The 19,067-nt window shown below is 65.7% G+C and carries 17 protein-coding genes; 11 read left to right on the top strand and 6 right to left on the bottom strand.

What is annotated here, in order from left to right:
• Positions 1 to 50: 50 nt before the first annotated feature.
• Positions 51 to 1,265 carry an acetyl-CoA C-acetyltransferase gene (locus tag ACIBK2_RS05945; RefSeq protein WP_357379893.1) on the bottom strand — a complete coding sequence of 405 codons (1,215 nt, stop codon included), beginning with the start codon at positions 1,263 to 1,265 and terminating at the stop codon, positions 51 to 53.
• A gap of 291 nt (positions 1,266 to 1,556) precedes the next feature.
• Complete coding sequence (locus tag ACIBK2_RS05940) at positions 1,557 to 4,493, bottom strand: DNA polymerase III subunit gamma and tau (protein WP_396964215.1); 2,937 nt, start codon at positions 4,491 to 4,493, stop codon at positions 1,557 to 1,559.
• 467 nt (positions 4,494 to 4,960) lie between these two features.
• Between ACIBK2_RS05940 and ACIBK2_RS05935 the strand changes: the two genes are divergently transcribed.
• From ACIBK2_RS05935 to ACIBK2_RS05915, 5 genes are all read left to right on the top strand, one after another.
• Positions 4,961 to 5,785 (top strand): hypothetical protein, encoded by an 825-nt coding sequence (locus ACIBK2_RS05935; RefSeq protein WP_396964213.1) that lies wholly within the window; start codon positions 4,961 to 4,963, stop codon positions 5,783 to 5,785.
• Positions 5,786 to 5,920: 135 nt separating this feature from the next.
• On the top strand, positions 5,921 to 7,222 hold the full coding sequence (locus tag ACIBK2_RS05930) for an ammonium transporter (protein ID WP_396964211.1): 1,302 nt from the start codon (positions 5,921 to 5,923) through the stop codon (positions 7,220 to 7,222).
• An 86-nt stretch (positions 7,223 to 7,308) separates the two neighbouring features.
• Positions 7,309 to 9,591 carry an MMPL family transporter gene (locus ACIBK2_RS05925; RefSeq protein WP_396964209.1) on the top strand — a complete coding sequence of 761 codons (2,283 nt, stop codon included), beginning with the start codon at positions 7,309 to 7,311 and terminating at the stop codon, positions 9,589 to 9,591.
• On the top strand, positions 9,588 to 10,265 hold the full coding sequence (locus tag ACIBK2_RS05920) for a TetR/AcrR family transcriptional regulator (RefSeq protein ID WP_396964207.1): 678 nt from the start codon (positions 9,588 to 9,590) through the stop codon (positions 10,263 to 10,265). Before ACIBK2_RS05925 ends, ACIBK2_RS05920 begins: the two co-directional genes overlap by 4 nt.
• A 115-nt stretch (positions 10,266 to 10,380) precedes the next feature.
• A complete protein-coding gene (locus ACIBK2_RS05915; RefSeq protein WP_396964205.1) occupies positions 10,381 to 11,082 on the top strand; it encodes a hypothetical protein in 702 nt (233 codons plus the stop codon).
• A 185-nt stretch (positions 11,083 to 11,267) separates the two neighbouring features.
• Here ACIBK2_RS05915 and ACIBK2_RS05910 read toward each other — a convergent pair whose 3' ends face one another.
• The 3 genes from ACIBK2_RS05910 to ACIBK2_RS05900 all read right to left on the bottom strand — a co-directional run bounded on the left by ACIBK2_RS05910 (position 11,268) and on the right by ACIBK2_RS05900 (position 13,569).
• Positions 11,268 to 12,548, bottom strand: a complete 1,281-nt coding sequence (locus ACIBK2_RS05910) for a hypothetical protein (protein WP_396964203.1) — start codon at positions 12,546 to 12,548, stop codon at positions 11,268 to 11,270.
• A 13-nt stretch (positions 12,549 to 12,561) separates the two neighbouring features.
• Positions 12,562 to 13,068 carry a hypothetical protein gene (locus ACIBK2_RS05905; protein WP_396964201.1) on the bottom strand — a complete coding sequence of 169 codons (507 nt, stop codon included), beginning with the start codon at positions 13,066 to 13,068 and terminating at the stop codon, positions 12,562 to 12,564.
• A gap of 237 nt (positions 13,069 to 13,305) precedes the next feature.
• On the bottom strand, positions 13,306 to 13,569 hold the full coding sequence (locus ACIBK2_RS05900) for a hypothetical protein (protein WP_396964199.1): 264 nt from the start codon (positions 13,567 to 13,569) through the stop codon (positions 13,306 to 13,308).
• A gap of 280 nt (positions 13,570 to 13,849) precedes the next feature.
• On the opposite strand from ACIBK2_RS05900, the gene ACIBK2_RS05895 reads away from it, so the two are divergent.
• Positions 13,850 to 15,274 (top strand): helix-turn-helix domain-containing protein, encoded by a 1,425-nt coding sequence (locus ACIBK2_RS05895; protein ID WP_396964197.1) that lies wholly within the window; start codon positions 13,850 to 13,852, stop codon positions 15,272 to 15,274.
• A 158-nt stretch (positions 15,275 to 15,432) separates the two neighbouring features.
• Here ACIBK2_RS05895 and ACIBK2_RS05890 read toward each other — a convergent pair whose 3' ends face one another.
• Complete coding sequence (locus ACIBK2_RS05890) at positions 15,433 to 15,792, bottom strand: Rv2640c family ArsR-like transcriptional regulator (protein WP_396964195.1); 360 nt, start codon at positions 15,790 to 15,792, stop codon at positions 15,433 to 15,435.
• A 101-nt stretch (positions 15,793 to 15,893) separates the two neighbouring features.
• Between ACIBK2_RS05890 and ACIBK2_RS05885 the strand changes: the two genes are divergently transcribed.
• From ACIBK2_RS05885 to ACIBK2_RS05865, 5 genes are all read left to right on the top strand, one after another.
• Positions 15,894 to 16,406 (top strand): ArsI/CadI family heavy metal resistance metalloenzyme, encoded by a 513-nt coding sequence (locus ACIBK2_RS05885; RefSeq protein WP_396964193.1) that lies wholly within the window; start codon positions 15,894 to 15,896, stop codon positions 16,404 to 16,406.
• 71 nt (positions 16,407 to 16,477) lie between these two features.
• Positions 16,478 to 16,855, top strand: coding sequence for an ArsR/SmtB family transcription factor (locus ACIBK2_RS05880; protein ID WP_396964191.1), 378 nt, complete (start codon positions 16,478 to 16,480; stop codon positions 16,853 to 16,855).
• Entirely contained in the window at positions 16,852 to 17,925 is a 1,074-nt protein-coding gene (gene arsB / locus ACIBK2_RS05875; RefSeq protein ID WP_396964189.1) for an ACR3 family arsenite efflux transporter, read from the top strand. The genes ACIBK2_RS05880 and arsB overlap by 4 nt, the downstream gene beginning before the upstream one ends.
• Positions 17,926 to 17,941: 16 nt before the next feature.
• Complete coding sequence (locus tag ACIBK2_RS05870) at positions 17,942 to 18,613, top strand: arsenate reductase ArsC (RefSeq protein WP_396964187.1); 672 nt, start codon at positions 17,942 to 17,944, stop codon at positions 18,611 to 18,613.
• Between the two features lie 17 nt (positions 18,614 to 18,630).
• Positions 18,631 to 19,044 carry an arsenate reductase ArsC gene (locus tag ACIBK2_RS05865; RefSeq protein WP_396964185.1) on the top strand — a complete coding sequence of 138 codons (414 nt, stop codon included), beginning with the start codon at positions 18,631 to 18,633 and terminating at the stop codon, positions 19,042 to 19,044.
• Positions 19,045 to 19,067 lie beyond the last annotated feature (23 nt).

The raw sequence follows: 19,067 nt of genomic DNA, 5'->3' as shown, positions 1-19,067 counted from the left end.
GTGCTGGTCACAGCTCTGTGTCTCCCTTGATTCTCAGCTGTCGGTTGGGGTTAGACGCGCTCGATGATGGTGGCGACGCCCATGCCGCCGCCGATGCACAGGGTGATCAGCGCGTAGCGGCCGTTGCGGCGCTCCAGCTCATCGACCATGGTGCCGGTGATCATCGCGCCGGTGGCACCCAGCGGGTGGCCCATCGCGATCGCGCCACCGTTGACGTTCAGCTTCTCGTCCGGGACGTTCAGGTCCTTCTGGAACTTCAGCACGACGGAGGCGAACGCCTCGTTGATCTCGACGAGGTCCATGTCCTCGATCGTCAGACCCGCCTTGGCCAGCGCCTTCTTGGCGGCCGGGGTGGGGCCGGTGAGCATGATGGTCGAGTCGGCGCCGCTGGTCGCGGTCGCGACGACGCGCGCACGCGGGGTCAGGCCGGAGGCCTTGCCCGCCTCTTCGGTGCCGACGAGCACCAGCGCGGCACCGTCGACGATGCCCGAGCTGTTGCCACCGTGGTGCACGTGGTTGATCTTCTCGACGAAGTAGAACTTCTGCAGCGCGACCGCGTCGAAGCCACCCATCTCACCGATCACAGCGAAGGACGGGTTGAGCTTGGCCAGGTCCTCGGCGGTGGTGCCGGGACGCATGTGCTCGTCCTTGTCCAGCACGATGATGCCGTTCTGGTCCTTGACCGGGACGACCGACTTGGCGAAGTAGCCGCCGGTGGTGGCCTTGGCGGCCAGCTCCTGCGAGCGCACCGCGTAGGCGTCCACGTCATCGCGGCTGAAGCCCTCGATGGTGGCGATCAGGTCGGCCGAAACACCCTGCGGCACAAAGTAGGTGTCGTAGTTGGTGGCCGGGTCGAGCGCCCACGCGCCGCCGTCGGAGCCCATCGCCACGCGGGACATGGACTCGACGCCGCCGGCCAGGACCAGGTCGTCGAAGCCGGAGCGCACCTTCTGCGCGGCCAGGTTGACGGCCTCGAGGCCGGAGGCACAGAACCGGTTGAGCTGGAAGCCGCCGACGGTGTCGGGCAGGCCCGCCACGGTCACCGCGGTGCGGGCGATGTCCATGCCCTGGTCACCGACGGGGCTGACGACACCGAGGATCAGATCCGAGATCCGGTCTTCGTCGAGGTTCGGAAAGCGGCCGCGCAGCTCCTGGATCAGACCAACAGTCAAGTCGATCGGCTTGACCGAATGCAGCGAGCCGTTCTTCTTGCCGCGGCCGCGCGGAGTGCGGATGGCCTCGTAAATGTAGGCCTCGGTGGTCATATCGGAGTGTTCCTTCCTTAAAGGTGCGGCGGCCGGACGTCGTCCGTCCGAGCGCTCTGTGCAACGGCACCGCATACTGCGGTTTCACTGCGGGTAACCTCGCCGACCGGTCCTGCGACCGACCGTCCTGACGCTGTACAAAACGCGGCATGCGACGGCGGACGCAGGTTCCGATCGCCCATACGCCTGGGCATACCATAGAACCTCGTCGTACCGGAGCTCACGGCCACCCGTTCATACTACCGTGGTGTGCGAACTCCGGTTAACTTAACGTCCTGGCGGCGGTGCTTGTCAACCACTCAGCCGTGTGGCACCGAGCTCACTCTTCAGCAATTCGAGGGCAGCCTCGTCGGGGTCGCGCCGATCCTCCGGCGCCACCGGGACCGCCGCGGCCCGGATCATCTCCTCTTCGTCCTCCGGCGTGGTCTCCGGTACCACGCCGTCGGTCGCGCGGCCTACGCCGCCGCCTGTCCCGTTGCCGACCTGGGATTGCGCCGACTCGGGCGGCGCTGAATCAAAAGGGCCGGGATCATCCGGTAGATCGGGAAAATCGGGCGGCGGAATGTCGTCGTCGCCGAACGAGCGCGGCTTGTTCGCCGCCGCCGACTGGTCCGCCGCGGCGTTCTTGGCCTGGCTCGGCCGCGAGAAACGCGGTGGCGCAGGCGCATCCGACGCGCGCCCGGCCGCGTTGCCGGATTCACGCCCGGCCGGTTGCGCGGCACTGCGCTGGGGTTTCGCCGCGGCACCGGCCCGCTGCGTCGCCGCAGGTCGCGCGGCGGCACCGCCCGCTTCCCAGCGCACGTCGTGCTCGCGTCCGAGCACCGCGTGGACGGCGGAACGCACCGCGTCCAGGTTGCGCGGATCCGAGAGCCGCTGCGCCAGTGGCGCGTGCTGATGCGCGAACACGATGGTGTCGCCCTCGATGCGCGATACCGAGGCACCGGCCAGCATCGCCTGCACGGCGGCGCCGAACTCGCGCACCTTGGCTCGAATATCCGCCCAGGCGGCCTCGACCTCGCGCAGCAGATCCGCGTTCGCCCCGGCGGGGGCGGCCGACGGTTCTGGCTCGGCTACCGGATCGGGCTGTGCGGTATCGGCGGGTGACGCAGCGGCTGCCACCGGCTCCGGTTGCGCGGCGGTGGCCTGTTCGGCAACCTCCCCGCCAACCGACCCAGCTGCGGAAACTGCCTGCGCCGCTTGGTCTTCGGTGACCGCCGCAGCCGCAACGGGCTCGCGCGAACTCACCGGAACTTGCTCCGACACGGCACCCGCTTGCCTCGGCTCGAGCGCCGTGGCGTCAGCGGATTCGGGCTCGACCGGAGTCGACGCGCTCGGTCGATCGACCGAGCTGTCCGACGCGGCGGCAACGGGATCCGCACCGGCAGCAACGCCGACGACAGCGGGTCGGGTTGCCTCGGCCTCGCCGACCCCTTCGCCATCACGAGCAGGCTGCGCACCACCCTCGGCGGACGCGCCGGAGGCTGAAGCACTCGCGCCCGTAGGGATATCAGCGGGCTGCGCTTGCGCCGCCTCGCGACTGATCGGTGTGGCACCCGCGTCGGCCGAACTGTCAGCCAGTCGAGTTTCCCCGGCCTCGTTGCCACTTCGCGCAGCACCCGCGTCGCTCGTGTGGGAGGTCGGACTACCAGATGGTCGGGCTCCCGCCGCCGCGCCACCCATCTCGTGGTCACTCCGCGCGGCACCCGCATCGCTCGCGGAGGTCGCGCCAGCGGTCGAGGCACTCGATTCGATCCGACTGTCGACCGGTCGGGCTCCCGCTGCCTCGCCAACACTCTCATGGCTACTCCGCGCAGCACCTGCGTCGCTCGCGGCCGGGGCCGAAGGAGCGGCAGTTTCGCCGCGCGGTCCACCAGAACTCGCGCTGTCGGCAGCCGTCGGCGTACCACCCGTTCCCGCGGTCTCACGGCGGATCGCGGCCAGCGCCTCCGCGCCCCGTCGACGGGTCGATTCGCCCGATGTGGTGGCGGGCGCGACTCGCGGCGCTGCCGCGGCGGGTGCCGCGGCAACAGGCGCCGAGCCCGACGCTGCCGCGGGCACGGCGGCAATCGCCCCACCCGCGAACCCGCGCTCGAGCCGCTCCAACCGCTGCAAGGTCGCGGATTCGGCATCCGACACCGACGGCAGCAGCATGCGCGCGCAGACGACCTCGAGCAGCAGCCGCGGTGACGTCGCGCCGCGCATCTCGCCGAGCGCCTCGTGCAGCAACTCCGCATACCGAGCCAATGTGGCCGGACCGAGCCGCCCGGCCTGCTCGCTCATCCGATCGAGCACGTCCTCCGGCCCGGAGACCAACCCGCGTTGGATGGCGTCGGGAACCGCGCGCATCAGGATCAGGTCGCGCAATCGCTCGAGCAGGTCGACGGCGAAGCGGCGTGGATCGTGCCCCGCCTCCATCACCCGGTCGACCGTGCCGAACAGTTCCGCGCCGTCGTTGTCTGCCAGCGCGCCGACCGCATCGTCGATCAGCGCGACATCGGTGACGCCGAGCAGCGACACCGCCCGCGAATAGGTGACGCCCTCGGGACCGGCACCGGCCAGCAGCTGGTCGAGCACGCTGAGGCTGTCGCGCGGCGAGCCACCGCCCGCGCGAATCACCAAGGGGTACACCGCTTCTTCGACGGTGACCTGCTCCTGGTCGCAGATCTTGCCGAGCAGTCCGCGCATGGTGGCGGGCGGCAGCAGCCGGAACGGGTAGTGGTGGGTGCGCGAGCGGATGGTCGGCAGCACCTTGTCCGGCTCGGTGGTGGCGAAGATGAAGATCAGGTGGGCGGGCGGCTCCTCCACGATCTTCAGCAGCGCGTTGAAGCCCGCCGTGGTGACCATGTGCGCCTCGTCGACGATGAACACCCGGTAGCGGGATTCGGCGGGCGCGTAGAAGGCGCGGTCGCGCAGTTCGCGGGTGTCGTCGACGCCGCCGTGACTCGCGGCGTCGAGTTCGATCACATCCAGGTTGCCGGAGCCGCCGGGACCGAGCGCGACGCAGGACGGGCAGACGCCACACGGCGTCGAGGTCGGACCTTGCACGCAGTTCAGCGATCGCGCCAGGATGCGCGCCGACGACGTCTTGCCACACCCCCGCGGTCCGGAGAACAGGTAGGCATGACTGATCCGGCCGGTATCAAGGGCGATGCTCAGCGGGTCGGTGACGTGCTCCTGACCCACTACCTCAGCGAACGTTGCCGGTCGGTACTTCCGGTACAGAGCCACGGCCAGAGGTTACCGGCGCGCACCGACAAAGAACATTCCCGCTGCGCGCCGGGCCCGGCGCGGCGAAACAGCGCCAGCGCAGACTTCGATATGTGATCCAAATCACAAGATTCCAAAGCCCTTCTTAACCCCCGCTGACCGACAGCGACAGCGGCAACGTATGAGCTAACGCTGACGAAGCACCGGTCGAACGCGGGAAAATACCGCCCAATTCCCCCTTGTAGACCGGAAAATATGTACCCATTCCCCGATTTACCGCAGGTTTGTGGAGATAACGAAAGCGTCAACGAGGGTGACACCGACGCAATCGGCTGGCTACCGTGGCAATCGGCAACTTCGGTAGCCAAACCTTCATCAGGTTGGTTGCCCCGGCCGGTCCCTCATCCCGACCGGGGCACAACCAAAGTTCCCGCACCGCCAAGTTCCAGCGCAACCGAGTTCCACATCCATCGGAGGAACTTCTCACCGTGCAAACGCCTGATGACATCGCCACCGCGTTGCTTTCCAGCACCGACTTCGCCGGCGATCGCTCCGCGGTAGACCTGCTGAGCCGCGCGATCAGCCCGCAGGACTTCGCGATCAAACGCGATTCGCTCCCGGTCGCCGCGGCGGCCGATCCCGCCACCTCCGCCGCCATCCTCGAACTCCTCGAACGCGGCCAGGTGCCCACGATGGCCGCCATCCGCACCCTCACCGCGCAGAACGAGATGCGCCACGAGGCCGAACGCATCGAGCGCCTCGGCCGCCGCGCCCAGCGCAGCATCGACGACTTCGGCCGTGCGCTGGCCACCCTGGCCGACGCCCACTGGACCGCGCACGGCATCGGCCCCACCCGGCGCGACGTGCTGTCCTCCGAACAGGTCATGTCGCTGATCCGGACCCGCATCGGCGACATCGCCCCCGCGGCGGTGAAACACCTCTGGCTGATCGAGCGCGCCCAGCGGGCCGGCTGGATCGCCTCCAACGCCAACGCCGGATCGCTGTGCGCCGGACGGCGTTTCCACTCCGATCAGTACGGCAACCGGGTCTCGCTGCGCCCGGTCAACACGATCGGCACCGCGGTGGCCGCCTACCTCGGCGACTACCTCACCGAGCACGATCGCGCCCCGCGCTGGTCCACCGTCGCCCAGGAACTGCGCGACGATCGCGGCCGCCGGGTCTTCCACAACACCGCCGACGCCCGCGTCCAGGAACTGTGGCTGACCACCGCCGAATGGGTGGCCATCCAGGACGAGCTGCCCGTCCCCGGCAAGCGTGGTCAGCGCGCGATCACCCGCAAGTCCCGCGCCTGATCGGTCACCGCCGAACGGCGTCCCTCGGCAAACATCCCATGTCCGGACTTGCGCGCGACTCGTGGACCAGCGCAAATCCGGCGGTGAGCATTCGGTAATTTCCTTGCAACGCACCTTGCGTGGAAGGAGCTCCTCGTGTCCACACCCCTGGATCCCGCGGCCACCGCCTGGCTGCTCGTCAGCACGGCCCTGGTGCTGCTGATGACACCGGCGCTCGCGCTGTTCTACGGCGGGATGGTGCGCTCGACCGGCGTGCTCAACATGCTGATGATGAACTTCATCGCGATCCCGCTGGTGACCGTCGCCTGGCTGCTGTTCGGCTACAGCCTGGCCTTCAGCGACGACGCGGGCGGCGGCCTGATCGGCAATCTCGATCACCTCGCCATGGCGAACATCGATCCGAGCACCCTGCACGGCGCGGTGCCGGAACTGCTGTTCGCCACCTTCCAGCTGACCTTCGCGATCCTGACCGCGGCGCTGGTCAGCGGTGCGATCGCGGACCGCGCGAAATTCGCCGCGTGGATGATCTTCGTACCGGTCTGGGCGCTGGTGGTCTACGCCCCGATCGCGCACTGGGTGTGGGGTCCGGACGGCTGGCTGGCCTCCTTCGGCGTGCTGGACTACGCGGGTGGCCTGGTCGTCGAGATCGCTTCCGGCGCTTCGGCACTCGCGCTCGCCCTGGTGCTCGGCCCGCGCATCGGTTTCAAGACCGATGCGATGCGTCCGCACAACCTGCCGTTCGTGCTGCTGGGTGCCGGTCTGCTGTGGTTCGGCTGGTTCGGTTTCAACGCCGGGTCGGCGCTGTCCGCGAATGGTGTTGCGGCGGCGGTCTTTCTGAACACCCTGGTGGCGGGCTGCCTCGGCATGCTCGGCTGGCTCGCGGTCGAGCAGATCCGCGACGGCAGGCCGACCACCTTCGGCGCGGCATCCGGCGTGGTGGCCGGCCTGGTCGCGATCACGCCGTCCTGCGGATCGGTGAACACGCTCGGCGCGTTGATCGTCGGGCTCACCGCCGGCGTGGTGTGTTCGTTCGCGGTCGGCTGGAAATTCAAGGCGGGCTATGACGATTCGCTCGACGTGGTCGGCGTGCACTTCGTCGGCGGCATCGTCGGCACGGTGCTGATCGGCCTACTCGCCACCCAGGTGATGACCGGCGGCGTCGAGGGGCTGTTCTTCGGCGGCGGGCTCGCGCAGCTCGGCAAGCAGCTGGTCGGCGTGCTCGTCGTCGCGGCGTTCGCGTTCGTGGTGACCTTCGCGCTCGGCAAGCTCATCGATCGCACCATCGGCTTCCGGGTGAGCCACGAAGACGAGACCGCGGGCATCGACTTCGCGCTGCACGCCGAGACCGCCTATGCCGAGGGCGTGCACGGCCACTCGCCGCGCCGGTTCGGCGAAGGGCATTTCGGCCAGGGCCAGCTGGGTGACCGGGATCACTGATCGCGCGGCGGTTCCCTCTGTTCGCGCAGGGTTAACGGCGTTACGCTAACGCCGTTAACCTATTGCGTCGAGCAAGGGAGCCGCGCGTGCTGATTCGGATTGCACAGATCGTCACCCGATATCCCCGGGCGATCCTGCTCGCCGCGGCCGCGCTCGCGATCCTCTGCGGAGTGTTCGGCGCGACGGCGGCGTCGCATCTGAAGTCCGCCGGATTCACCTCGCCCGATGCCGAGTCATCCCAGGTCGCGCGGCTGCTCGCGGACAATTTCGACGGGGCCGCACCGAACTACGTGCTGCTGGTCAGCTCGGACGCGGGCGCCGACGCACCGGCCACCCGCGCGGTCGGCCTGCACCTGACCGACACGTTGCGCGCCCGCGGCGACGTGAAGGGCGTGCAGTCGTACTGGACCGCGCCGCCCGCGGTGGCGTCCGCACTGCGCAGCACCAGCGGCAAGGAAGCCCTGGTCTTCGCCTATCTGACCGGCGACGACACGCAATCTCAGGTGGCCGCGGGCGAGCTCACCGAGCAGCTCACCGGAACCACCGACGGCATCACGGTCCGGCAGAGCGGCACCGCCGCCGTCTTCCACGATGTGAACAAACAGATCACGCACGACCTCGCCCTCGCGGAGGGCGTCGCGATCCCGGTGTCGCTGGTCGTGCTGGTGCTGGTGTTCGGCAGCCTGATCGCCGCCGCACTGCCGCTGACCGTCGGGATCTTCGCCATCCTCACCACCCTGGCGATCCTGCGGATGTTCACGCTGATCACCGACGTGTCCATCTACGCGCTGAACATGACCACCGCGATGGGTCTCGCGCTGGCCATCGACTACAGCCTGTTCATCGTCAGCCGGTACCGCGAGGAGCTCGCCAACGGCCTGGAACCGGTGGCCGCCACCATTCGCGCGGTGCAGACCGCGGGCCGCACGGTGCTGTATTCCGCACTGACCGTTGCCCTTTCGCTGGCCGTGCTGAGCATCTTCGACATCTACTTCCTGCGCTCGTTCGCCTACGCCGGCGTCGCGGTGGTCGCCGCGGCGGCCGCGGCGGCGATCCTGATCCTGCCCGCCGCGCTGGTACTGCTGGGTCACCGGGTGAACTCGCTCGACATCCGAGTTCCGTTGCGCCGCTTGTTCGGTCGTTCGGCGCCGGATCCGATGGCGCCGCAGGTGCCGGAGCAGAGCCGGTGGTACCGGATGGTGACCTGGGTGACCGGGCATTCCATCCCGGTCGCGGTGATCCTCGTTGCGCTGTTCCTCGCGCTCGGATCGCCTTTCCTCTCCGTGAAATTCGGCTATCCCGACGACCGGGTGCTGCCGACCAGCGCCGCCACCCGCCAGGTCGGTGACGTGCTGCGGGCCGAGTTCCCCGCGGCCAACGCGGGCAACAACACCACCGTCGTGCTGGACGGATATCAGGGCGGCCAAGGGCCGATCGGCGACTACGCCAAGGGACTGTCCAAAGCGGACGGTGTTTCGGCGGTGCTGTCCAGTGCGGGCGTCTACATCAAGGGCGGGCGAGTCGCCAACGGCCCGGCCGGAATGGCAAACAGCACAGGCGAATACATCAATGTGGCGACCCGGGTCGACCCGTTCTCCCCGGCGGGCGAGGCACAGTTGCGCGAGCTGCGCGCCGTACCCGCGCCGGGCGAGACGCTGTTCGGCGGGGGCGCGGCGATCAATGCCGATGCCCTCGACTCGCTCGGCAAGCGGCTGCCGCTGGCCATCGCGCTCATCGCGCTCGCCACCTTCGTTGTGCTGTTCCTTTTCACCGGCAGCCTGATACTGCCGCTGAAAGCCATTGTCCTCAACGTACTTTCGCTGGCCGCCGCGTTCGGCGCGATGGTCTGGATCTTTCAGGACGGTCACCTGTCCGGCCTGCTCGGCTTCACCCCGGTCGGCTACATGACACCGACGATGCCGATCCTGATGTTCTGCCTCGCATTCGGCATGTCGATGGACTACGAGGTGTTCCTGCTCTCCCGCATCCGCGAGGAATGGCTCGCCTCCGGTCGAGTCGTCGACGGCGTCACCGTGCGCACCGCGCAGGACAACGTGCACGCCGTCGCCGTCGGTGTCGCGAGGACCGGCCGAATCTTCACGGCCGCAGCGCTTCTCATGGCCATCGTGATGGGCGCGATGATCACCTCGAAGGTGTCGTTCATCCAGCTGATGGGCCTCGGTTTAACCTTGACCGTGCTCGCCGACGCCACCCTGATCCGCACCATGCTCGCACCGGCCCTGATGAAGCTGATGGGCACCTGGAACTGGTGGGCGCCCGCGCCGCTGGCCCGGCTGCACGCCCGAATCGGGTTGCGCGAGGACGCCGATCCCGATCCCGCCGAGCGGGTACTGGCCGGGCGCGAATGATCGGTTCGAGCAGGTCGCGCTCGGCCCGCGGCACCGGCGCTCAGTTGCGGGCCGAAATCCTCGACGCGGCAGGGGAATTGCTGGCCCGTACCGGGCACGCCGACGCGGTGTCGATCCGCGAGATCAGCAAGCGGGTCGGCGTCAGCGCGCCGTCGATCTACCGGCATTTCGCCGACAAGGACGAGCTCATCGAGGCCGTGGTGGTGCAGGTCTTCGAGGACCTGGACGCCGCGATCGCCGGCGAGTCCGATCCGTCGGTCTCGCCGATCACCCGGCTGTGCCAGCAAGGGCTGGCCTACGTCCGGTTCGCCAGAGAGCACCCCGAGCAGTATCGGCTGGCGACCATCCCGTCCGCGTCCGGCGGCGCGGTGGATCAGGTGCTCGGTAGCGGTGCGTTCCTGCGTTTCTCGCGGACGGTTCAGGAATGCATGGACGCGGGCGTGATCGCACCGGGCGACCCGCTGCCGGTCGTGCTCGACCTGTGGGCCGCCGCGCATGGAATCGCGTCGCTGCTGATCGCCAAACCGTTCATCCCGTGGGGCGATACCGAGGTGGTGGCGAACCGAGTGCTGCGGGCCGCGTGCATCGGGCATGTGGTGGTGGACATGATCGGAACTGATGCGGCACCGGACGAGGCTGCGGTGTGGCTCGACGACGTGCGCCGCAAGCTCTGACCCATCCGACGCGCTGTCGTCCATTGGAATCTGCCTGCGTTTTTCCCTCGTTCTCCTGGGCTTTCTCCTCGATGCTTTGCCTCGACAGAGCCATCTAGATGAGGGATTGCAGTACATGAGGATGAGGAAGCTCGCCGTGGTCGCGGCGCTGGTGACCATGGCGACCGGAGTGGCCGCAGGCACTTCGGTCGCGGCACCGCAGACCGACGCGGACCCGGTGAACTACACCGCGCACGCCACCGACACGTCATCGATCATCTCGACGGATTCCGGCTCGCTGGTGGTCGAGGACGAGGCCTTCAAGATCAAAGCCGCGGACGGGACCACCGTCGCGGCGACGCCGTTGAAGCTGAAGATCGACGACTTCGAATTCCCGATCGCCGCACAGATTTCCGACCGCACCGCGACACTCACCCCGCAGATCGACACCGAGCACGCCACCTACAAGCCGGTCGCGCTGCCGTTCGAGGACAAGGCGCCGTGGAAGTCCGAGTACGACCGTGAGCAGGCGGCCTGGAGCCGACTGACCAGCACGATCAGCGCGGGCGCCACCATCGGCACCCTGGTCGGCGGTCTCGGCGGCGCGGCCGTGGGCTGCGTGCTCGGCGGCATCCTCGGCGCCACCGCTGCCTCGGCCACCATCATCGGCCTGTTCGGCCCCTTCATCCCGGCCGCCGCCATCGGCTGCCTCGGCGGCATCATCGCCCTCGGCGCCCTCGGCACCGTCGCGGGCCAGATCCTGATCACCGCCCCGGTCGCCATCGGCGCGGCAATCCAGTACTTCACCACGATCAATGCCCCTTTCCAGGGTAAATGATCTGACCTGCGGAAATAGGTAAACTCGGCCTGCTGAACTGCGGGTTTACCCATTAATGTGATCTCAATCACAGACGGTCCTCGACGTCGGGACAGCATAGCGTGCCTGATGTCGGGGACATTCGTCGTTCGGGGATTCGGTGGCAAGCCCCGAAGGGGCGCGGCAGCTTCGTTTCACTGAACGCATCAACGGGTGCGTTCTGTCCCCCGAGTGATCCCTTGGGCGTTTCTCCCGTGGCCTTGGACTGGAGGGGCGTGGCCCGGTTTCGTCTCCACCGCCGCAGCAGGCGGTTGAGCTTGGCCTAACGCGAGCAGGTTCCTGACTTCGGCCGAAAGACCTTGAAGTTGGTTCTGCTCCAACGCCTTTGCCCGTTCCCGGGTTTCCTCGCGTGCCTTATCGGCCGCTTCACGTTCTGCTGCCTTCGCCTTGTCCGCCGCTTCACGTTCGACGCTGGCAGAGTCGGCTAGCGCTGGGGCGGCTCGTTCTCCGATCTCGACGGTTTCTCGCTCTTGGGGTCGATCGGGCACCGGGAACGGGAAGTCACGCAAAACCTGTTCACAGGCTTCGCGCTCGACTCTGGCGCGTGCCGCTTCGGGTGATTCTCGTTCCGGCGCAGTCTTTTCGGGTGCTTTGCCCGTGGACGGCTCTGGGCCGGACTTAAATCGAGCCTGAACTTCCTGTACGGCTTTCTCGGCAACTGCGCGGGTCGCCCGATCGCGCTCGGCCTGCGGCGTTTCACGGGTTTTCGCCCGTTCGGCCCGCTCTTGTGCCTGCTGAGCGCGTTCAGCTTGTATGCGTTGTGGAGCTTCGGCTCGGCCACGTTCAGCGCCTTGGCTGAACCTTCGCACCGCCTGGAACTTCTCCTTCGCCCCACGCGCCTTAGCGAGTGCGGCTTGTTTGTCCCGTTGCTTTTGAGCCTCTTGTGCCTTCGCTTCTCGCGCTTTTTCCCCGACACCCGGAAGTTCAAGCTGTTTGCCTCGCTCCGGTGTTTCGACCTGTCGGCCTCGTTCCAGATCCTTACCTATTGCCCAAATTGTGCGGGCATCGGTTCGCGAGATTTGCAGGTGTGTGAATCTATCCGGGAAATCGCGCTTCAACCCATTGATGAGTTCCTGGCACTCCTTCGAGATCGACTCACCCTCAACCGAACGCAATGTGTGACGATTGATCTCACCCCTGTCGAGAAGTTCCCGAACTCCTCGAAGCTGCTTTTCGTCCTTCCGTCCTTCGATCCGACCTGACTTTTCTTCGATCGAATCGGTGCGACTACGATCCTGCTCATTCCTGATTTTGTCGAACTGAATTCGTTCTGTGCGACCGCCGTTGTCTCGGAACTCATATTTGCGCGATCCCTGCGTGTATCCGGTTTCGCGGTCGCGAAAGAATCTGTCGGTACCGGTCTCGAAGATCTTGCCACGCTCATGGTTCGGGATTTGGTCACGATCCCGGCTGTAGCCGTCACTCATCAGGAGCCTACATTTACATCAGATTGTAATATTTTCGGCGCAGATCGGCGGTGATGTGAATGAAACCGTCACCGTATTCGATATTATGATCGATCATGGAGTCGACATAATCGAACACCGTTGATTCGTCTTCGTCGCCGTCGTAATCCACGTATCGCAGTGCCGGGTTTACGCCGCCGTCATAGAATGATTTATCGGTACCATATTCGGTGTGGTCGACCCACTCGCCATCCACATATCTCACAAAACACTCGCCGAAGAAACAAATGAATGCGTCGGTCATGTCCTGATTTTCCGGCCGGTACGGCATGTCTGAATCCGGAAACAATTCCCTGCAAGTATCGTTCAGCCGTTGCAGTTCCGGGGAATCCTCCGGCCATAACTTGGGCGGGAGGGCATCCAGTCCCGCATATTCGAGAAACTTCCGCACTTGCACCGCCTGTCGTTCAGGGGCGACCCATTTACCCCAATCGGTCCGCTCGACTCCGAGATCCATCGTCAGCTGTTCGTCGTCACTCACATCTATCCCTCTCGTCGTGGCCTGAACGGGGAAGGTGTCCGCGTACACGAGTCAAGATACAAGCAGCCCATGACAAAGAACGGTCTTCCGCGCTCGTAGGGTCAGGCTTCTGCGCGTTGACAAATCGGTCCCGTGCAGCTTCGAGCCGTTCGAGTACCGGCCCGGCTTGTGGTTCATCCATCGCATTGAATGCATCTGTGGCACTGAGCCATTCAGCTAGGGCTTCCTTGTACTCGGTCACCGTGATTGCCGATCGCTGCCGGTCTTCTCCCACTGGTCAGCCAGATAGCTGTCCAGCTCCGCCAGCGTTCCGGACGCCGGTATGTCGCCATGCTCGTTGATCAGCTCGAACCCGTACGGCGCGCGGTTCCTGCGACGCACCGCGTACCCGCTCCGCTCGGCTTGTACGGTCACCTGCTGGTGTAGTTCCTCGAACGTGATCTCACGCTCCCAATGGGTTTGGTTGGTCGGTCGGATCGAGTACAGCGACCCAGTAGGCACGGCGTAAGGCGTCCCACAGGTCGTTATGGTCGTAGAATCCTTCGCGTGCTTCCCACAGGGACGGCGGGCCATCGAGTATCACTAATCCCGGCGCAGCAGAAGGAAGTTCAGTCCCGCTAGGCCATCGGTAGGCCGGTGACGAATCGGCCCGATTCTGAAAGTTGAGTACCTGGCAGTCGCGACCTACCAGCCGCCACGTCACGACCTTCCGGCTATCTGGTGATTCGGTGGTACGCAACCGATCTCGGTTCATTACGGCACCTCCGGGTGGTGCCTCCCGATGCTGGAGGTTGGTGCGACACCCCAGCACCGGGCGGATTCAGTGAGCGCTGTCCATCGCTGGACAAGTGGCCCGTTGGACGGGTCGCGTGGTGGAAGCTTGTTCGGCATCTGCCGACCTCCCTGCGTCGACTACGGCTTAGGTGGCCCGGCCTCCGGTAGTACGAAGGAAGCACCCGGAGCGGAAGCCCATGCGGATCTTGGTCCAACTCCCAGCCAGGCGTTGAGTAGTAGTCTCGTGCTATACCGCTTGACGCAGAACAGGTTCGGTGTCCACAAAGGTCCACAGATCGGATTCGGCGACGCGATGGATAGTCCCGGCGCACTTCTCCGACTCGCTCGCGAATCGCAGCGAGTTAGCCTGGCGGTGCTTGCTGGGCAAACTCACTACTCCAAGTCGCTTCTGGGGATGCTGGAGAACGGTCAGCGGGACATCAGGGCCGAGCACATCACCGCATACTCGCGAGCGTTGAACATCCCCGTAGATGCTCTGATGGCACCTCCGGATGATCCGATCCGTATCGCGCACGAGTGGCTCGTAGCCGACTCTGTGGCGACGACCCATTCCGCTGCCGGGCGGCGCGTCGGAAACGACCTAGCGACCGACCTAGAGAACCGAGTGATCGAACTGCGTCACCTGGACGACCACGTCGGCGGAAAAGACTTACTGCCTTTGGTCGACCGGGAGTTCGAAGACGTTCGCAAGGCCATCAAGGAGTGCAGCTACACCGATGAGATAGGTCGGCGACTCCGGACTAGCGCCGGGGAGCTGGCACAACTTGTTGGATGGGTTGCCAGCGACGCCGGTCGATACACGCAGGCTCAGCGCGCGTATCTAGACGGGCATAAGGCCGCAACAGCGGCAGGAAATCGAGTGTTAGCCGGTCAGTTGTTATCGAGCCTGGCCTACCAGATTTCGAACATCGGCGATCCGGCGGACGCAGCGCTTCTTGCAAAGACTGCGGTAACCGGTGCACGAGACGCTACGCCAGTAGTTGAAGCACTTCTGACAGAGCGAGTTGCGTGGGCATCGGCTCGGTCTCGTGATCGGGACGGAACGATGCGTGCCCTTGATGCGGTCGATGATGCGTACGAGCGGCGGTCGGCCGACATCGAAGAGGCGGAATGGGTCTACTGGTTAAATCGCTCTGAAATCAATGTGATGGCTGGACGCTGCTTGGTTGAGCTGGGTCAGCCAGGCCTCGCGAGTCCGCTACTTCTGGAGGCGATTGAGGGCTACCCACAGGAGCACGCTCGCGAGGTGGCGCTGTACCAAACGTGGCTAGCGGAGTCGTACCTACGGAACCGTGAGTTCGATGCGGCCGAGGCGACGATCGCTGCTGCCCGCAAGGCGGCGGACGCGGTGCATTCTGCCCGGCTCGATCGCCGAGTCGGCGAGATCGGACTGTTGTTGGCCGGGGGCTGAGCGAAGCCGCAAGAGTTCGACTGTAAGGGCGACTGGCGCTGTGAGCCCCCAGCCCGGTCCGTCCGTCGGGTCGGGCTCGACCTAGGTGCATCCTCGCGGGATGTCACCCTCGGCAATCGAGTACTCCGCGGCTTGCCTTGCCGGTATTGCCGTTGTGATCAGCGGCAGCAGTTGGGGTCGAGAACGACGCACAACGCGGTGAGGGCGTCGCGGCGGGCGCGGTGGAAGGTGTTCATCCCTCGGCGCTCGGATGCGATCAGTCCGGCCTTGCGGAGTTGGGTGAGATGGTGGCTGACCGTTGATTCCGACAGTCCGACTGCTGCGGCGAGGTCGCCGCTGTGTTCTTCGCCGGTCGTGGTGGTCAGCAGCAGTGACATCAGTTTCACTCGCACCGGGTCGGCGATTGCCTTGAGCCGCAACGCGACTTCGAGGGCCGCGTTGTCGTCGACCGGTCCGGCCGCGACGGGTGGGCAGCAGACAGGGGCGGACATGTCGATCACGGGCAGCGCCTTGGGCATGAGATCAACCCTACCGACTTCATTGACATATGTCGAAAAGGTGGTGCACACTCGTGCCGTCAGTTCTTCGACATATGTCTCACAAATGGAGGTTTGTCATCATGTCCCGTGTTCAACTCGCCCTCAACGTCGATGACATCGACCAGGCGGTCCAGTTCTATTCGACCCTTTTCAATGCCGAACCGGCCAAGCGCAAGCCCGGTTACGCGAACTTCGCGATCGACGAGCCGCCGCTGAAGCTGGTACTCATCGAGAACCGCGGCCATGGTGGCAGTGTCAACCACCTCGGCGTCGAGGTCGAGTCTTCCGGTGAGGTGCACGCCGAGATCGCGCGCCTGTCGCAGGCGGGCCTGTTCACCGAGGAGCAGATAGCGACCACGTGTTGTTTCGCTACCCAGGACAAGGTGTGGGTCACCGCACCGGATACCGAGCGCTGGGAGGTCTACACCGTGCTCGCCGACAGTGAAACCTTCGGCACCGCACCGGAACTCAGCGACGCCGAGGCAGTGCAAGCCTGCTGCGGCACCGCCGAGGAAGCTGCCGCCGAGGGCGCGTGCTGCGGCAGCGCCGCCAAGGAGAAGGCCCTGGCCTCCGGCGCGAACTGCTGCGCCTGACCCTCGTGTAGGTGGGCGAGTTCACCAGCTGTTGGCTTGCCTTCGATATTGATAGTTGTCAATATCGATGCATGTCGAAGTCGGAGTTGCCGTTGATCGGCGTGGTCACACCTGGTTGTGGGGCCACGCCTCGGACTCGCCCACCCCTGGACGCCGAGAACGCGGTCGAGCTGGCCGGAATGTTCAAGGCGCTGTCGGACCCGGTGCGGCTGCGGTTGCTGTCTGCGATCGCGTCGCGGGCCGGGCAGGAGGCGTGTGTGTGTGATGTGTCCGACGGTGTCGACGTCAGTCAACCGACCATCTCCCATCACCTGAAAGTGCTCCGGGAAGCTGGCCTGCTGACCAGTGAACGGCGCGCCTCCTGGGTGTATTACCGGGCGGTTCCCGAAGCACTGCAACGACTTTCCGACATCTTGGCGATCGAGGCAGGACTGCGGGTGAGTGCATGACCACCACTTCCGAGCACCCGGCCGTCGTCGGCAAGCTGTCGGTCCTGGACCGGTTTCTGCCGGTATGGATCGGTGCCGCCATGGCCGCCGGTCTCCTACTGGGCCGTCTCATCCCCGGCCTCGGTGACGGGCTGTCGGCGGTGCAGCTGGACGGGATCTCGCTGCCGATCGCGGTCGGTCTGCTGGTGATGATGTACCCGGTACTGGCGAAGGTCCGCTACGACCGGCTCGACACCGTCACTGGTGATCGCCGCCTGCTGCTCGGATCACTGGTCTTGAACTGGGTGATCGGGCCCGCGCTGATGTTCGCGCTCGCGTGGCTGCTGCTGCCGGACAACCCCGAGTATCGAACCGGGCTGATCATCGTCGGCCTCGCGCGCTGTATCGCGATGGTGATCATCTGGAACGACCTCGCATGCGGTGACCGCGAAGCCGCCGCCGTACTGGTTGCATTGAATTCGGTGTTCCAGGTCGTCATGTTCGCCGTGCTCGGCTGGTTCTACCTGTCGGTACTGCCCGGCTGGCTGGGCCTGGCCCAGACCGACATCCACACCTCGCCATGGCAGATCGCGAAATCGGTGCTCATCTTCCTCGGCATCCCGCTACTGGCCGGATTCCTGACCCGTCGTCTCGGCGAAAAGGCCAGGGGCCGAAGCTGGTACGAATCGGTCCTGCTGCCGCGCCTGGGGCCGTGGGCACTGTATGGACTGCTGTTCACGATCGTCATCCTGTTCGCGCTGCAAGGCAAACAGATCACCTCCCATCCCGTCGACGTCGTGCGGATCGCAGTGCCGCTGCTGGTGTATTTCGCGCTCATGTGGGGTGGCGGCTACGCACTCGGCGCGCTGCTCGGGCTGGGGTACGAGCGCACGACCACGATGGCGTTCACCGCAGCGGGCAACAACTTCGAACTCGCTATCGCCGTCGCGATCGCCACCTACGGCGCTACCTCCGGCCAAGCCCTCGCCGGAGTCGTCGGGCCACTGATCGAAGTCCCCGTCCTGGTCGGCCTGGTCTATGTCTCCCTCGCCCTACGAAACCGCTTCCCCCGCACCGTCACCCCGCATTGAACTCGGAGTACCTCCCATGACAGACAGCCCGCTCGCGCACACCGACGCCGTCCGCGACACGTTGACCATCGACCATCGGCTCGCCCTGAGGACAGCGGCGACTCGGCTCCAGCGCGAGTTCGCCGAGCTCTTCGGAGTAGAGACGATCGAGAAGTTCCTGTACGCGTCTTTCAACCAATTCGCCTCCCGTGCAACCGTTCTCAACTTCCTGCCGCTGCTGGCTGAACGCTTCGCCCGACAACGCCTGCAAGCACTCGCCAAGGTCGAAGGCAAGGCACTGACCGGCAAACCGATCGTGTTGTTCCTGTGCACCCACAACGCCGGACGCTCCCAGATGGCACTGGGGTGGTTCACCCACCTCGCTGGGGACGCGGCCGTCGTGTGGTCGGGCGGATCAGAACCGGGCGATGAGATCAACCCTGTCGCGGTACAGGTGATGGCCGAAGTCGGCATCGACATCGCTCGCGAATACCCGAAGCCGTGGACCGAGGAGATCCTGCAAGCGGCCGACGTGATTGTCACCATGGGCTGTGGCGATTCCTGCCCGATCTACCCAGGGCGGCGCTACGAGAACTGGGAGTTGCCCGACCCCGACGGCGAATCCCTCGAGGTCGTACGCACCATCCGCGACGACATCGAAGGCCACGTCCGCCATCTGCTGGCCAGCCTCGACCTCCCGACGAGCTGAAAAGGACTGCACCACCGGTGATTTCGAAACCCAGCGTGTTGTTCGTCTGCGTCCACAACGCCGGACGTTCCCAGATGGCCGCAGCCTTTCTCACCCACCTCGCCGGAGACCGGGTCGAGGTCCGCTCGGCGGGCTCGCAACCCGCCGACCACGTCAACCCCTCGGCCGTGGAAGCGATGCGCGAACTCGGGATCGACATCGCCGCCGCAATCCCGAAGGTACTCACCACCGACGCGGTCGAAGCATCCGACGTGGTGATCACCATGGGATGCGGCGACACATGCCCGTTCTTCCCCGGAAAGCGATATCTGGACTGGAAGCTCGATGATCCCGCCGGGCAAGGCATCGACGCCGTGCGCCCGATCCGCGACGAAATAGAACACCACATCCGTGGCCTGCTAGACGAACTCGGCATACCGTCAGCTGCATGACCGATAAGCGACGTCACAGCTCG

Source organism: Nocardia sp. NPDC050175, from assembly GCF_044459885.1.
GTDB lineage: Bacteria > Actinomycetota > Actinomycetes > Mycobacteriales > Mycobacteriaceae > Nocardia.
The sequence above is the reverse complement of the archived record's forward strand: the minus strand, read 5'-3'. Positions and strand labels throughout refer to the sequence as shown.

Excerpts from the sequence above, each read along its gene's own strand:
- ACIBK2_RS05945 (WP_357379893.1), bottom strand. The coding sequence starts at position 1,265 with ATGACCACCGAGGCCTACATTTACGAGGCCATCCGCACTCCGCGCGGC.
- ACIBK2_RS05920 (WP_396964207.1), top strand. The coding sequence starts at position 9,588 with ATGATCGGTTCGAGCAGGTCGCGCTCGGCCCGCGGCACCGGCGCTCAG.
- ACIBK2_RS05915 (WP_396964205.1), top strand. The coding sequence starts at position 10,381 with ATGAGGATGAGGAAGCTCGCCGTGGTCGCGGCGCTGGTGACCATGGCG.
- ACIBK2_RS05910 (WP_396964203.1), bottom strand. The coding sequence starts at position 12,548 with ATGAGTGACGGCTACAGCCGGGATCGTGACCAAATCCCGAACCATGAG.
- ACIBK2_RS05895 (WP_396964197.1), top strand. The coding sequence starts at position 13,850 with ATGCTGGAGGTTGGTGCGACACCCCAGCACCGGGCGGATTCAGTGAGC.
- ACIBK2_RS05890 (WP_396964195.1), bottom strand. The coding sequence starts at position 15,792 with ATGCCCAAGGCGCTGCCCGTGATCGACATGTCCGCCCCTGTCTGCTGC.
- ACIBK2_RS05885 (WP_396964193.1), top strand. The coding sequence starts at position 15,894 with ATGTCCCGTGTTCAACTCGCCCTCAACGTCGATGACATCGACCAGGCG.
- ACIBK2_RS05880 (WP_396964191.1), top strand. The coding sequence starts at position 16,478 with ATGTCGAAGTCGGAGTTGCCGTTGATCGGCGTGGTCACACCTGGTTGT.
- arsB (WP_396964189.1), top strand. The coding sequence starts at position 16,852 with ATGACCACCACTTCCGAGCACCCGGCCGTCGTCGGCAAGCTGTCGGTC.
- ACIBK2_RS05870 (WP_396964187.1), top strand. The coding sequence starts at position 17,942 with ATGACAGACAGCCCGCTCGCGCACACCGACGCCGTCCGCGACACGTTG.